At 49.5% G+C, this 13827-nt stretch carries 11 protein-coding genes; 3 read left to right on the top strand and 8 right to left on the bottom strand.

All coding sequences use genetic code 11. From position 1 onward, the window contains the following. Positions 1-4: 4 nt before the first annotated feature. From BLQ88_RS01500 to BLQ88_RS01475, 5 genes are all read right to left on the bottom strand, one after another. Positions 5-412 (bottom strand): hypothetical protein, encoded by a 408-nt coding sequence (locus BLQ88_RS01500; protein ID WP_143016778.1) that lies wholly within the window; start codon positions 410-412, stop codon positions 5-7. A gap of 116 nt (positions 413-528) precedes the next feature. Next, complete coding sequence (locus BLQ88_RS01495; RefSeq protein WP_090146008.1) at positions 529-3504, bottom strand: hybrid sensor histidine kinase/response regulator transcription factor; 2976 nt, start codon at positions 3502-3504, stop codon at positions 529-531. A 293-nt stretch (positions 3505-3797) separates the two neighbouring features. After that, a complete protein-coding gene (locus tag BLQ88_RS36340; RefSeq protein WP_143016777.1) occupies positions 3798-4196 on the bottom strand; it encodes a hypothetical protein in 399 nt (132 codons plus the stop codon). A gap of 456 nt (positions 4197-4652) precedes the next feature. Then, positions 4653-5033 carry a hypothetical protein gene (locus BLQ88_RS01480; RefSeq protein WP_090146002.1) on the bottom strand — a complete coding sequence of 127 codons (381 nt, stop codon included), beginning with the start codon at positions 5031-5033 and terminating at the stop codon, positions 4653-4655. Positions 5034-5109: 76 nt separating this feature from the next. After that, a complete protein-coding gene (locus tag BLQ88_RS01475; RefSeq protein WP_090146000.1) occupies positions 5110-6579 on the bottom strand; it encodes an alpha/beta fold hydrolase in 1470 nt (489 codons plus the stop codon). A gap of 294 nt (positions 6580-6873) precedes the next feature. On the opposite strand from BLQ88_RS01475, the gene BLQ88_RS01470 reads away from it, so the two are divergent. Genes BLQ88_RS01470 through BLQ88_RS01460 form a run of 3 tightly spaced genes read left to right on the top strand, consistent with a single transcriptional unit; the run spans position 6874 to position 9745 of the window. Further along, a complete protein-coding gene (locus BLQ88_RS01470) occupies positions 6874-7689 on the top strand; it encodes a phytanoyl-CoA dioxygenase family protein (protein WP_090145998.1) in 816 nt (271 codons plus the stop codon). 32 nt (positions 7690-7721) lie between these two features. Further along, positions 7722-8828: a cellulase family glycosylhydrolase gene (locus BLQ88_RS01465; protein WP_090145996.1), complete on the top strand. Its 1107-nt coding sequence runs from the start codon at positions 7722-7724 to the stop codon at positions 8826-8828. Further along, positions 8825-9745 carry an AraC family transcriptional regulator gene (locus BLQ88_RS01460; protein ID WP_143016776.1) on the top strand — a complete coding sequence of 307 codons (921 nt, stop codon included), beginning with the start codon at positions 8825-8827 and terminating at the stop codon, positions 9743-9745. The genes BLQ88_RS01465 and BLQ88_RS01460 overlap by 4 nt, the downstream gene beginning before the upstream one ends. Positions 9746-9904: 159 nt before the next feature. Here the strand turns inward: BLQ88_RS01460 and BLQ88_RS01455 are convergent, their stop codons facing one another. The 3 genes from BLQ88_RS01455 to BLQ88_RS01445 are packed head-to-tail and all read right to left on the bottom strand — an operon-like array spanning position 9905 to position 13737. Then, positions 9905-10849, bottom strand: a complete 945-nt coding sequence (locus tag BLQ88_RS01455) for an NHL repeat-containing protein (protein WP_090145992.1) — start codon at positions 10847-10849, stop codon at positions 9905-9907. Between the two features lie 13 nt (positions 10850-10862). Further along, on the bottom strand, positions 10863-12650 hold the full coding sequence (locus BLQ88_RS01450; RefSeq protein WP_090145990.1) for a hypothetical protein: 1788 nt from the start codon (positions 12648-12650) through the stop codon (positions 10863-10865). Then, complete coding sequence (locus BLQ88_RS01445; protein ID WP_090145988.1) at positions 12625-13737, bottom strand: cytochrome-c peroxidase; 1113 nt, start codon at positions 13735-13737, stop codon at positions 12625-12627. The genes BLQ88_RS01450 and BLQ88_RS01445 overlap by 26 nt, the downstream gene beginning before the upstream one ends. Positions 13738-13827 lie beyond the last annotated feature (90 nt).

Genomic DNA, 13827 nt, shown 5'->3' with positions numbered 1-13827 from the left:
ACTACTACCTGCTTTCACCAGCCCGGCTATCCGAGGCCACCCGCCCCAGCCGAAATTTATCGGTGTTGGCAATTCTCACACTGCATGTGTCATCGATGATATCGAACCTGACAGAATCCTGAAAAAAGTGCAACTTGTAGATTCCTACCGAATTCTGCACGCAGGAAGGATCACCGGAGAAATAAATGGTATCACCGGACACCTTGTACTTCATACTGATAACGAGTTTGCCGTTTCCAATGCCGTCAATTACGCCGTCCGGTTTGAAACGGGCTGTAAATAGCCATGGTTTTCCGTTGTAGGTGGAGTGCAAATCCCATTCGCCGGTAATGGATGGGTTGGTTTCCCCTGAATTCTTGCGGCAAGCGAACGAAGCAACTAGCAGCACCAAAAGTCTAATGGTCAATTTCATGTTTTGAGCAGTTTTAAGTTTATCAAAACTACCTTTTACAACATGCAATGACATTTGGGTGTGTTGCAAATAACTTTGAATTCGTCGTGCGATCCTGGAAGTGGCTTTGTGGGCTGCTAAAACCGTTTCGCTGCTTCGCTGGGCGGGTAGCCGAAATGCTTTGTGAAACTGGTTGAGAAGTTAGCGGGATTGCCGTAGCCCACCATGTAGCCCACTTCCGCAACGGTACCCGCGGATTGCTGCAAGAGTTCATTCGCCCGCAGCATTCGAAAAACACGGATCATTTCACCGGGACTTTGATTGATGAGCTGCTTCAATTTGCGGTGCAGCTGGGTACGGCTGAGCGCCATTTCACTGGCCAGTTGATCCGTGCCAAACGAGCTGTCTTCGATGTTGTCGGCAATGGCATTGCGGACCTTGTCCAGAAACTTTTGTTCTATCGACGGAAGCTGTTCGAAGCCGGTAAGCCACACCTCTTGCTGCCCGTACTTCTCTCTGAGCTGCTTGCGGACCTTCACCAGGTTTTCTATGACAGCCACAAGCTCACGTTTATCAAATGGTTTGGCCAGATAGGCATCCGCGCCGGTAACGATACCTTGTATGCGGCTATCCGTGTCTGTTTTGGCGGTCAGCATTACAATGGGAATATGGCTCGTCCTTTCATCGCTCTTCAATGCTTCGCACACCTGGTAGCCATCCTTTTTAGGCATCATCAGGTCGGTGATTACCAGCGACGGGATCTTTTCAAGTGCCATGCGTATGCCTTCTTCACCGTCCGATGCGGTAATGACCCGGTAATCTTCGGAAAAGGATAAGGTAATAAACTCCCGCAGATCGGCATTGTCTTCCACCAACAATATGAGGGGCAGGTCGTCTTCCGCTGCTTCCGGTTGAAGAAGGCCACGGGTGTCGCTTTCCTGATCGGCGCGCCCGGGGCCGATCTGCTCCATATCATTGTTATGTATTTCAATCTTCCCGGTTGATTCAATGTAGGGCAGCGTCAAAATGAAGGTACTTCCCTCTCCGCTAACGGAATTCACTGTAATTGTCCCGTTAAGCAGTACGGCCAATTCTTTGGTGAGTGCAAGTCCGATCCCGGCGCCTTCGCGACTACGGCTGTCCGATCCATCCACCTGGTAAAACCGGTCGAAAATGAAGGGTAACTTTCCTGCCGGGATACCTATCCCGTGATCTGTGACTGAAATCGTGAACTCCTTTGTCCCTGTCTTGTCAAGAACGATGACTATTTCACTGTCGTCATTAGAAAATTTGATCGCATTGGACAACAGGTTTTGGACCATCTTTTTGATTTTGTCCAAATCGGTCTGCACCCACATACGGGCGTGATCGCAAGAAAAATGCAGCCTTATATTTCTGTGCTCGGCGAGGGAATTGTGCTGTTGTACGTAGGCCGACAGCCACTGAACCAGCTCCACCGACTGCACGTCCGCGCGGAGCTGCCCGCTTTCGAGCTTGCTCAAATCCAGCAACTGATTGATGAGTTGGAGTAGCCTTTCGCTGTTTTGCAGGATAAATTGGGCGTATCGTTGCGGGACGGCCTCTTTGCTCTGGCGCAACAATTCCTTAGCCGGATTGATGATCAGGTTGAGCGGTGTTTTGAATTCATGGGTCAGGTTAACGAAAAACCGCGATTTGACAGCGTCCATTTCGCGCAGCTTTTCAGCCTGCTGGCGCACCTGCGCGGTTCTTTCCAGCACCGTTTTTTCCAACCGGTCCGCTTGCCCGGCGATCAGCCTGCTCTTTTCCTGTTCTTTGGCAAGGTTCTCGGAAGCCAGTTTTTCATTTAAATCCAGCTGAACGGCTAGGTTACGGTTGGCGGCGGCCACGTCTATCGCCAGATAGATCGAAAACATGACCGGCATGAGCAAGTTACCCCAGGCGAAGGCGATCATCACCTGGATCGTGGTGAACCAGCCGAACATATTGCTGCCCACAACCGTGCCGACCGTCACCAGAAGTACCATGCCAACCGCGATCACCCATAGCTTTTTATTACCTTTTTGAATCGCGCGGACCATCGCGACAAATGCATCTGTATAAAAAATCAGGACGAAAATGACCTGGTACCAGTTGTGCAGCTTCTCAATGAGGGGGTTGTTCCAGAATTCATACCAGTCCGTAAATGCTATAATGGGCACCGGCCAGCTGCACAGGAGCATAACGAGGGTCTTCCGACGAGGCAGCCGGTTATAACATGCCTGGTAGAGCATTAACAGGCCCAGGCTGAGATGCAATGTCACAAAAGCCAGGAAGACACGCGTAGCCAGCACCTGATCGGCCGGGTCCGTGGCGACGAACGTCTGATACCGCGCATACAAACCCAGGCCGACTATCGACACAAACAGCACATAGTACAAGTGGATTTTTTGACGGGGATAAAAAATATAGATCAGCAGATGTAATATCACCAGGATCGCGGACACCGATACGCTCATCAGCATGGTCCCCATGATTTCCCGTTCCGCTTTCTGGGAGCGGTTCATCGTGTCCAGATCTTGAATACTACTTTCAAAACCGACGAAATTGGGGTAGTACTCCCGGAAATTGCTGTACCGTATCGCCAGCAAATGAGGGAGCGTATCGGTAATGGCAAGGGGAATGCATTGGTAAGGTTCCCTGACTGCCGTCATTTCCAGTTTTGAATGTCCTACCTTTCCCAGCGAAGCTATTTTCTTTCCATCAAAATACACTTCCGAGGCGGCATCATGATTAAGATACAACCCCCAGGTCCCCGTCGAAGAAGCATCTTGTTTTTTAACCCACAGCCTGAACCAGCCGAAACCCTGCCATCCCTGCGGCACCTGGGCTCTGCTATACCGATCCCTTCCGAAGCCGGTTTCGCTCAGTGTAACCCAACTTGAATCACTGAACCCCGGTTGTGCCCATTGCAAGCTATCCCCGGAATGGAACTTCCAGGGAGATTTGTTAAGCCACACGGATTTCAACGCGATGGTATCTGTCAACAGGACGGGCTCGTCCTGCGCGCTACATTTCAGGTATGGTAGCAGGTATAAAACGACGAAGCCGATGAGTATACAACCATGAATTTTCCTGGATTTTCTGTCCCTCATTTTCCCTGGGCGTGAGTTAGATGAGGATAATTAGTCCGGCGGTCAGCTGTATTCATGGTTGAAGATGATAAAGTCTATATTCCTGGCAAATTTATTATCCACTATCAAAACCGGCATTTGCCAGGGTTGCAAATGCATTTGATATTGTCTTATAAAACTGACAGGCTTAGTGATTTACCCGGCCTAGCTTGACATAAATGCAAATTATAGAAAATAGTGTGTGCAGGTGTGTGACGAGCCTGCATCAGGTAACAATGTCACTGCGATAACCGGCGGCTCGTGCGAGTTGACAATCAGTCATTGCTGAAATGGATAATGTTGCCGTACACAACAGTCCCGCCGTCCAAAATCGCGTAGGCCCTGTAATAGGTTTGGGAAGCGCAATCTGGGTTTCCTACTTTGGTTTTTTGGCCGTCGGTGAAGGTATCGGTGAAAATCACTTTTGTATTGCTTTCAACCGTCGGGGTTGGATTGAGCGGATTACTTGCGCTATAAACAATCCCATATTCGACAACAGGCATAGTCCCGCTTTCGACAACATTAAGTCTGTATGTAAAGAGATCATGACAATTCATCGTGGTAGTAAGCGTTTCCAGCGTTGGGGGACTTGGCATACTATGGTCTGTGCATGCAAAAGCAAATAACATTACGACCAGAAAAAGGGTGGAGCGGAGAGGAGTAAATTTGTTCATGAGCTTTTTTGTTTACATAAAGTTAAATTGAATTTTAGTCCTAAAAATATTTATAATATTGCTAATTATTAAGATATTCACGAAGATCAAAAACCCTTGCTTATGTTAAGTGATAAAGCGATGTACGGACTGATAATAATTGTCTATTGTTGTCTTTTACTGGCACATTTGTGGCCTTTTATGGCTCAGCGCTGGATAGCGTATAGTCAAAACAGGTCGGTACAGGAGATCCCCAGGCCAGCTAAAAACAAATTGCTTACCGGCGGGCTTGCGTTTCTGAGCGGCGTGCTCTGGATTTGGCTGTATTTCAGGCATTGACAAATCGGTGCTGGGAGAAATTTAACGTAGTCTTCGAGCTTCCATTCGGTTATATAAAAGGTTGGCTACGCAGATAGTTATACGAAATAATTCCCAAAACGCTTCAAAATTATCCTCCGGGTCATCTTTACTTATTTCTTACTGCCACAACTTGGTTCCGTACAGGATTTTGACCTCCTTTCGTTTGGCATAGTAGTCGCTAATTGCCTGAGGAGATTGCAAATCGAGTTTTACGCCGTTACACAGATGTTGGTGCATGTTTGTGGAACTGAAAAGGCTATTCTGGACTTCAATCACCTGGTCACCATTGTATTCGTACAAAACAATTCCATTAACTTCCGGCCCACCTATAAACTGCTTAAATTCTGCATTAAGCCATTTTAAATTCCAGATTGGATCTTGTACTTCACATACCACATCCATCTCTTGAATCGGCGCGTCTTTTTTGCACTTGGCTGTCAAAAGCAAAATGACCGATAAGAATGTCAATAATCTGATTTTCGATAGATATTTCACCATACTTATTCCAGGTTACCAAATGCTGCTATTCAATAAGACTTAGTTGAAATCCTTTCTACTCGAACTTCGTCAACTATTAAAAGAACGAAACGAAACGGGGCTTGGGAAGCGCGATAGACCTTTTCAATGGCTCCATTTTTCTAAAAAATCGCATGATCTCATTTTGAACCTCAGCATTGGACAGCATGTCTTCATGGCCCGCATTTTCCACGCTTAGCTGACGCGCCTGTGAGAACCACGGGAGCAACTCTTCAACATTGGAAACAGGAGTATTGCTATCAAGTGTGCCGCTGATGAACAAGGTTGGCAGATTGCATTTGAATAATGTTCGAAAAGGGTCTCCAAGATCAATATTTTGCCAGCCGCCATAGATGTCCGGAGTATTAATGCTGTTTCCCAGGATCGCAGTCTTCCCCTGATCAATGATTTCGGCGTACCTGTCGGCTGTCGCTCCCGATGCCTGGCGCATTGCAGATATTCCTGAACCGTATCCTCCGTTAAACTGATTGTAACGCCTCTCGACGTACCGTTGCAGTATCCGGTAGTCCCCGTGCTCCATTCCATACAACATGGCCGGGAAATAAACAAAGTCATTGCTGTCGCCAGTGTCTAACCTAAGGATCAACTGAAGCCCAAATTTCCCTATTGGAACATGCACAACTCTTTTGAATCTCTGGTCTTTAACTGGAAGGACAACAGGATTTGCCGCAAGTTTTTTCAACTGACTTTTCAAAAGTAAGATCATATCGGGCACTTGATCTTTGATTACAGAATCCTGAGCCGCCAAAGCGGAAATACGCATCAATTGTTTATCGTAACTGAACGGCAGGTGATGCATATGATTAGGCCCCGACGTTCCGATGAGGACCATCTGGTCAATCGAGGAAGCGTGTAATCGTGCAAGGGCAAGTCCAAGATGTGTGCCGTAACTGTAAGCAAGCAAGTTTACTTTCTCGATTTTCAATGCAACCCGCAAGTCATTCAGGTCTTCGGCATTTTGAACGGTGTTGTAACCTTTGATATCGATTCCCCTTTTTTTGAAATCAGCGAATCCGACCGCAGCAGCCTCATTGTGAAGCTTGATCGCCCGTTTTTCATTCAGGAAAATAAGCTTGTTATCAGCCGCCGGCAACGGGAATTCCAAACTGGGGGTAGATCTGCCTGCGCCGCGCTGATCCAACAGAATAATGTCATGATCCTGCTGAAGGTTGAAAATAAGTGATTGAAAATATTCTTCCTGAATATAACTGATCCCAGACTGGCCCGGTCCACCAGACAAGAACAGGATTGGGGAGCGGCTGGTTGGACTTTTGGCCTTTAACCTTAATACAGCGAGCTCGATGCTACGCGTCTCAGGAGCATTGCGATTTTCCGGAACCTTTAAAAACCCATACTCGTATGCGACAGTGTCCCCGATAGCTGGCTTGAATTTTAATACTTGAAAATCAATATGTTTGGCGGTCGTCCCAAAGGGTTGTGAAAAAGCCGGCCCGATCGCGTACATCAATGTGATGATCATCGCATAGATCGTACTTTGGACTTTCATAAATTTCAAGGTCGAATCAAGTATTATACTTCACGAACACACCAAGTTAAGCAAATTGTACTTCATTTTTCGTCAAACGCCTGATGGCAGGCGTATCCCGCTGCCATCGGGCGTTGACAAAAATACCTGTCGTTCGATCTAATTTAGCTTGAAATGCCCGCGATTGAGCGAAATAGTATGGATGTTTACCTCAAATGGATAAAATACACTATGTTTTAGCCAATGCAACCCTAAACACGGCGCATTTTTATTGACTTGTTTTGACCCAGTAAAAATCTGTCAAATCCCGTGTTTATGTCTGTATCAAACATCCTGCAACCCGACAGCGCACCGCGCGTCAGCCTGGAACAGTCAAGCAGTTTCAGAAATCTTGGGCACACGCTTATTGAAGGAGTCCTGTCCCCCATTGAAATCGAACACTTCCGGAAGGTGATCAACGACGCTGCTTACCGCTACAATACGGAGCAACGCAAGCTCGAAGACCGTGATACCTATGGTAAAGCCTTTCTTCAAGTCATGAACCTTTGGGAAAACGATGAGGAGGTTCGGTGTTTTACGCTGGCAGAACGTTTCGGCCGTATCGCCGCCGAACTGCTTGGCGTCGATAATGTACGCATTTACCACGATCAGGCCTTGTTTAAAGAGCCCGGCGGAGGCTTCACCCCCTGGCACCAGGACCAGTACTACTGGCCGCTGGACACCAATAACACCATTACCATGTGGATGCCGCTCATCGATATCACCGAAGATATGGGTATGCTGACGTTCGCATCCGGATCGCACCACGACGGTTTTGCCGGGGACATTCCCATTTCCGACGAATCAGAAACTGCCTTGCAAAAGTACATCCGGGAAAAAGGGTATCCCGTAACCCGGGCCAGCGCGATGAAAGCCGGGGACGCAACCTGGCATTACGGCTGGACATTGCACGCGGCTCCCGGCAATAATTCCGCCGTCACCCGTGAAGTTATGACCGTGATTTTCTTTGCGGACGGCGCCCGTGTAACCGAGCCGAGAAACAAGCATCAGCACAATGACCGCCAGCGCTGGCTGGATGGTTTGGAACCAGGCAGCATCGCCGCGTCGCGCCTGAACCCACTGGTATTATAAGGAATCAAACAAAAACATTATTTCAATCTGACATGATAAGAATACGACTTGCTTTGCTTGCCCTGCTGCTAATGGCTTCTGTTTTCGGTTACAGCCAAAATACAGCCAATAAATGGACGGAAGAGCGCATCTGGGAATGGTACAATAAGCAGCCCTGGCTTTGCGGATTTAACTACATTCCTGCCTACGCGATTAACTACACGGCGATGTGGGACAAAACGACTTACGATCCGGCGGCTATCGACCGGGAGCTTGCGCTGGCGGAGCAGAGCGGCATGAACACGTTGCGCGTGGTTTTACAATATGCCGTTTATGAGGACGATCCACAATATTTTCTCAAGACACTGGATGGCTTTATGAAGATTTGCGAAAAGCATCACATTAAGTTTATGCCCGCATTGTTTGACGATTGCTCTTTCGGTATCACGCCCGATCCCAAAGTGGGCAAGCAGCCAGAGCCTTTGAAGGGGTGGTACGCCTGGGCATGGTCGCCGAGTCCGGGCCACAGCATGGTGACGGACACGACCACCTATCCAAAGCTTGAAAAGTATGTAAAGGCCGTCATCAGTCGGTTTAAGGATGATAAACGCGTAATATTGTGGGATTTGTACAACGAACCTACCAATGGCGGACTGGGTACCACTACCCTGCCACTACTTAAAAAAGTAATTTCCTGGGCACGTGAGATCAATCCTTCGCAGCCGCTGTCGATCGGAGCGTTTGACAATAACCAGAGATTAAATGATATTATTACCGCGCATTCGGATGTGATCACTTTTCACGAATACGGCAACCGCGAAACTTTGCTGAAAACGATTGATAAATACAAAAAATTTAAACGGCCGCTGATCAATACCGAGTGGATGAACAGGCCGTTCAAATCAACCATACCGGATGTGCTCGACGTGTTTTACGAAAACAAGATCGGGTGCACATTATGGGGACTGGTGAACGGCAAAACCCAGACGGAACTTCCCTGGGGCCACCGGCCGGGCGATCCCGAGCAAAAGGTATGGCAGCACGACCTTTATCACGGTGACTTCAAAGCCTATGATAGCGATGAGATCAGTCTGCTGACAAAACTGATTAAGCAATCAAAAACAGAATCCTATACAAAAGAGCACACGCATGCTCATTGAATCGTTTACTTGAAAACACGCAACCGGTAATGGTAAAGCCGACATTAGAACCACTCTCATGCCAAAGTGAAAACACCCTGCTTGTCAGGATATTTGAGCAGGATGAATTCCACTCGCCGTACCATTTTCACCCGGAAATCGAACTTACCGCGATCCTGAAAGGGGAAGGAAACAGGTTTGTTGGTAATAATATGTCGGCCTACGGGACCAATGACCTTGTACTCATTGGTCCCAACCTCCCCCATTGCTGGAAAAACACCAGCCGCGGCGAAACCATCAATGCGCGGTCCGTCGTCGTGCAATTTGACAAAAGCCTTTTCGGGGACGGTTTCTTTGAAAAGCATCAGGCCTGGCATATTGTACACCTTCTGCTTACGAGCCAGCAAGGCATCCATTTCAGTGGCCCGGAAAACCAGCAGGTTATCGACCATATGCTCGATATGGCGTCGGCGGGCACACCCTATAAAAAGCTTATCCTGCTATTGGAAGTGCTTGATATTCTCGCGGCGTCACAAAACCGAACGCTGTTAAACGACGAATTGGTGGTTTCCAGCGCTGCATTGCACCATTATCACCGGCTAAACGCGGTGCAAGGATTCATCATCGATAATTTTCGCACCAAGGTAACCTTACAGGAAATCGCCGGTCTGGCACGGATGTCGACCAACGCATTTTGTAAATATTACAAGAAAACCACCGGCAGAACGGCTACCGAGGCTGTGATGGCCTACCGGCTCAAATACGCAAGGCAACAGCTGCTGTCCACCAATAAAACGGTAGCCGAAATTTGCTTCGATTCGGGTTTTACCGATATGGCGTTCTTTTACAAGACATTCAGGGCCCACATGGGCCGGAGTCCGGGCAACTACCGGAAAGAATACATTAAAAATCTAAACCCCGACGAGCCGACATTTTGAATGCCAATTTTACCCCGAGGTGGACCCTTTTCCTGTCTGATTTTAGATTTTCACCTGGCCAGGCCTGCGCTCCGAGGCAATATTCCCCGGCATCTGGCCATCAGATGGAAGGACCGCTGTGATTTCGGTGGAAATAAACTTGTAAAATCGAACGTACTTTCAAAGAATCCCTTTCCTGACATTCAAAAGCCGCCATTGTTTGCTTGCCGGGTCATATTGAAATGTGTAGATATTCTCCTGCTTGTCGGCGGAATTGGCCAGGTTAAAATTAAAGACGATGCCGCTTACATGCATATTACCCCGGGCATCGAAGCGTATCTTCCGGGGCTTGTCATCGCCGCGGTCGCCCAATTTTTCCAGAGACAATACTTTGAGCGGTTCGCCTTCGAAACTTCCGTCTGCGTTCAATGCAATGCCGTACACTTCGCTGCCGCGCGCTTTTCCGAAGAACAGCACTTTCTTGCCGTCCAGGTAGCAGAGTCCGATGCCCATCGCCTCCACACCGGCGAGCGTCGCCAGTACCTTCGGTTCCCCGTAGGTACGGATGGCGTAGATGCTCCCGGTTTCCGCATCGAGGCCGCTACCTGCCACCGAGGAAGCATATAGCAGGTCATTTTCACAATCGAACATCAACCCCAGCAGGCCGTAAGGGTTTCCCGCATGCGGCTGTTTTTCGGAAGGAAGCTCGATGTAGGCAGTCATTTTACCGGTTTCGCTGTCGACCTTGTAGATCGTATTTTGTTTCACCGGGTCGTTTTTTAATGTATTGATAAACGGCCGGGGAATGAGGTAGCTGTTGCCGCTTTTATCTGTTACCACCGCGCCGAGGTGGCCGGCAATGTCCCAGCCGGGCAACCGAAACTGCTTGTAAGGAACGCCCGGCCCCGGGAACTGAACCAGCGATAAACCCGTGGTGCCTTTCTCGGCCACGCTGAATCCAAATGGCTTGCCCGGGATGAAACCGGCCTGGGTCAGGTACCCGGGTGCTCCTTTGCATTCGGCGATGACGGTAATGCCGGTCTCGTTAACCGCCGTCTCATTTTTGCGGCATCCCGCGCCTGCCAGCACGAGCAGCGAGGCAGTTACCAGTAAAAATCCTTTCATTTTATATAAAAATCTATTCAGGGATGAACATAGGGCCGGCAATGCACGGATAGGCCTCAGTTTGATAAACGCCGTTCACCAGACGCGCCTCCGCCCAGCAGTATTCCTTCCCTTTTGTATCGTCATTTTTCATTTGCGGGACGTACCAGATCACCACCCGCTGATTGGCAAGCGCTTCCGGGCCAGGCTCGATAAACTTTTCCGGCCCTTGCCGGTAATCGATGTTGCAGCACGGGCCGATCGTAGGCAGGTCGCTGGCGCCTTCGTCGACACCGGGTTTGTTGACGGTAAAGTAAATATAGGCATGGTCTCCCCGGCCGCCGTCGGCAAACTGCCCGTTGCCCGGTACCAGCCGGAACGACGAGTTGTCGCCCCCGATGCGGAACATCGCACCGTCGGCATAGCGGGTGGCCGGTCCTTGCAGGCGCCACCCTTCTTGCGCCACGGTACGGTACGCCTCGCCGTCCCATTCGGCAACAGGATTGGTTTTGCCAGCCAGCGCTATTCGGAACACCGGCCGGTAAGTCCCGTCGTTGCCGCATCCCCGGCCGATATTTGCCGCAGCGACCCGGAACCGCCCGTCGTCATAGAATTCGTACCGCTGGAAATATTCATAGTTGCAGGGCGACGGCCATCCTTCGCTCCGGTAATATTGTTCAATCACAAATCCGACGCGCTTGCCTTGCCGGATCAGGTCGGCGATTTTCGGTGCCTCGACGGCCACCACGGTAGCGGAGCTGAAATAGGGACAGCCTACCGCGTCGCTGTAACCAAAACCGTCGGTATTGCTGTAACTGACGTGCCAGTCGACCAGTTTGGCATTATCCAGCACTTTTTTTCCTTTAAAAACCACATCCGAAATCCGCAGGCCGTCGTTGCTGGTGATCATGTAGTTCAGCGACCAGTTGTTGCGTTCAAGGCCAACCTCGGTTTTGCAAAAACAATTCGTAATCGCCTCGTTCTGCACACGGCGCTCGGATGCGAAAGTGGTCGTCACTACCGGCGTATCACCGAGGTTGGTCCACCTTAGCCCGGCGACCCGCAGATCGGTGAGGTCCACAATCGTCCATAATGCTTTTTTGTCGCGCGCGAATGTCGGCGCCACGCAGAGGTGCTTGCTACGCTCGCAACGGCTCTGGTTCAATGCCGTTTTGGTGTCGGCCATCAATGCATCTTTTTCATCCGGCCGGACGCCGAGCGCCTTTTGTACATTGCCGTTTGCGACAGCCAGCTTGACGGCCAGGTTTCTCAAATGCGCGGGAAGTTCGGGCTGCATGGCCACATAATGCGCCGCCTGGAACACCCTCGCCTGCCTCACCGACACGAGCGCGATGGAAGTAATGTTTTTGGCAAAATTATACATCTCCACCCGGTAGCACGGGCCTTGCTGCAAAATGGATTTGTGGGCGGTGGTGAGGTCACTTTCGCGTGCGGGGTAAATTCCGAAGATCTCGTTCCGGTAAGCTCTCCCCGTGCTATCCCTCACAAACTGCAAAAATGTAGCATCGCCCATGCTGATATCCTGAGCCGACTGCTCCTCTCCGCTCAATGCGCGCTGTAATGGAACAATCGGCGTCCTGGCTTTCAATGCACTATCGATCAGGTTCTTATATTTAACCAATTCAATGATTCCCATCGCTGAGGAATCGGCATTTTCGATCAGTTCGGAGGTCTTTTCGTATTCGTCCGTTGCCGTAGCAGCGAGCCGCTTTTTACCGTCGGAACAACTGAGAAGCGCGATTACTATCAGAAGGGTAATGCCAATGGTTAACCTATTAAAACATGCCTGAAATCTCCTCATGAGGTATAGCTAAGCGTTTAGGGGAATATGTAATGGTATCGTTGAGACTTTGTAAAAAATCAAGCAGCGCCTGTTTTTCCTGCGTATTCATTTTAACAGGGCGGATCAATGCATGCTTGAACGAGTTTTTTCTGCCGTCTCCCTGCCAGGGGCCGTAAGTAACATTCCTCCCGCCCTGCTCGAAAACGGCTAATGCCTCGCCAAGGTCGGCCGCACTGCCGTCGTGAAAATAGGGCACCGTGTATTGCAGGTTTCTCAAAGTGGGTATTTTGAATTTACCCTTATCCTCAACTCGCCTCGTGACCTGGTACAAACCCTGATCTTCGGCAGGATAATTACCATCACCATGATTATAGAGCCCCACATTGGCGAACTGCTCCTGCATCGGCATGGTCGAATCGGCTCCGAATGTGGGTGGCCGGTGACAGTTCGAGCAACCATAAGCGGCGGAAAAGAACAATTGCTCACCAGCCCTGGCCGATGAAGAAATCGCATTCCTATCCCCTGTTTTGTACAGGTCATAAGGCGAAGCAAAAGAATTGAGTGTGCGTACATAAACAGCCAGTAAAGCCTTCACTTCTTCCCAGTTCAACCGGTGACCACCCGGTTGCGGAAACAAAGCCTGCAAGGCGCTGGCGTAGGAAGGATTGGATGAAAGTTTGGTGAGAATGGCCGTATCCTTTTTGGCCAGTCCCATTTCAATAGGTTGTGTGCCAAAGAGCGGGCCGTCCATCTGGTCGGTCAGGGAAACTACGTCCGGATTGGCCCAATTCAGGTAATTCTGCCGGGAAACGTTCAGGAGCGTAGGCGTATTGCGGAAATGCAGATCGGCCAATGCGCCCGGAGATTTCCGGTAGCCGTCGGTAAAGGCCAGTTCGGGATTATGGCAAGTGGCGCAGCTCTTTGTGCCCGTCACCGAAAGTCTTTTGTCAAAAAAGAGTGATTCGCCGAGCATGTAACGAAGGCTATCCAGCTCCTTTTGAGTTGTTTGTGTGTGTTCCGCATCCGAAGTCCAACCGTATAGCGCGGCTACCGATCCGATCAACAGGATCAATAAAAGGACGCTTTTGCGGTAATCAACGGGCATTGCAAGTAACTAGTTGTATAGAGTTGGGGTAAAAATAGGGTGTGTATAGTTAATTTGAAACCTCCTGGAAATTTATCCAGGAGGTTTGTA

It is taken from the genome of Dyadobacter soli, from assembly GCF_900101885.1.
Classification (GTDB): domain Bacteria; phylum Bacteroidota; class Bacteroidia; order Cytophagales; family Spirosomataceae; genus Dyadobacter; species Dyadobacter soli.
This window is presented reverse-complemented; position numbering and strand designations above follow the sequence as displayed.

What these genes read in the sequence shown, in the direction of transcription:
- BLQ88_RS01500 (WP_143016778.1), bottom strand. Translation starts at nt 412, where the DNA reads ATGAAATTGACCATTAGACTTTTGGTGCTGCTAGTTGCTTCGTTCGCT.
- BLQ88_RS01495 (WP_090146008.1), bottom strand. Translation starts at nt 3,504, where the DNA reads ATGAGGGACAGAAAATCCAGGAAAATTCATGGTTGTATACTCATCGGC.
- BLQ88_RS36340 (WP_143016777.1), bottom strand. Translation starts at nt 4,196, where the DNA reads ATGAACAAATTTACTCCTCTCCGCTCCACCCTTTTTCTGGTCGTAATG.
- BLQ88_RS01480 (WP_090146002.1), bottom strand. Translation starts at nt 5,033, where the DNA reads ATGGTGAAATATCTATCGAAAATCAGATTATTGACATTCTTATCGGTC.
- BLQ88_RS01475 (WP_090146000.1), bottom strand. Translation starts at nt 6,579, where the DNA reads ATGAAAGTCCAAAGTACGATCTATGCGATGATCATCACATTGATGTAC.
- BLQ88_RS01470 (WP_090145998.1), top strand. Translation starts at nt 6,874, where the DNA reads ATGTCTGTATCAAACATCCTGCAACCCGACAGCGCACCGCGCGTCAGC.
- BLQ88_RS01465 (WP_090145996.1), top strand. Translation starts at nt 7,722, where the DNA reads ATGATAAGAATACGACTTGCTTTGCTTGCCCTGCTGCTAATGGCTTCT.
- BLQ88_RS01455 (WP_090145992.1), bottom strand. Translation starts at nt 10,849, where the DNA reads ATGAAAGGATTTTTACTGGTAACTGCCTCGCTGCTCGTGCTGGCAGGC.
- BLQ88_RS01450 (WP_090145990.1), bottom strand. Translation starts at nt 12,650, where the DNA reads ATGAGGAGATTTCAGGCATGTTTTAATAGGTTAACCATTGGCATTACC.
- BLQ88_RS01445 (WP_090145988.1), bottom strand. Translation starts at nt 13,737, where the DNA reads ATGCCCGTTGATTACCGCAAAAGCGTCCTTTTATTGATCCTGTTGATC.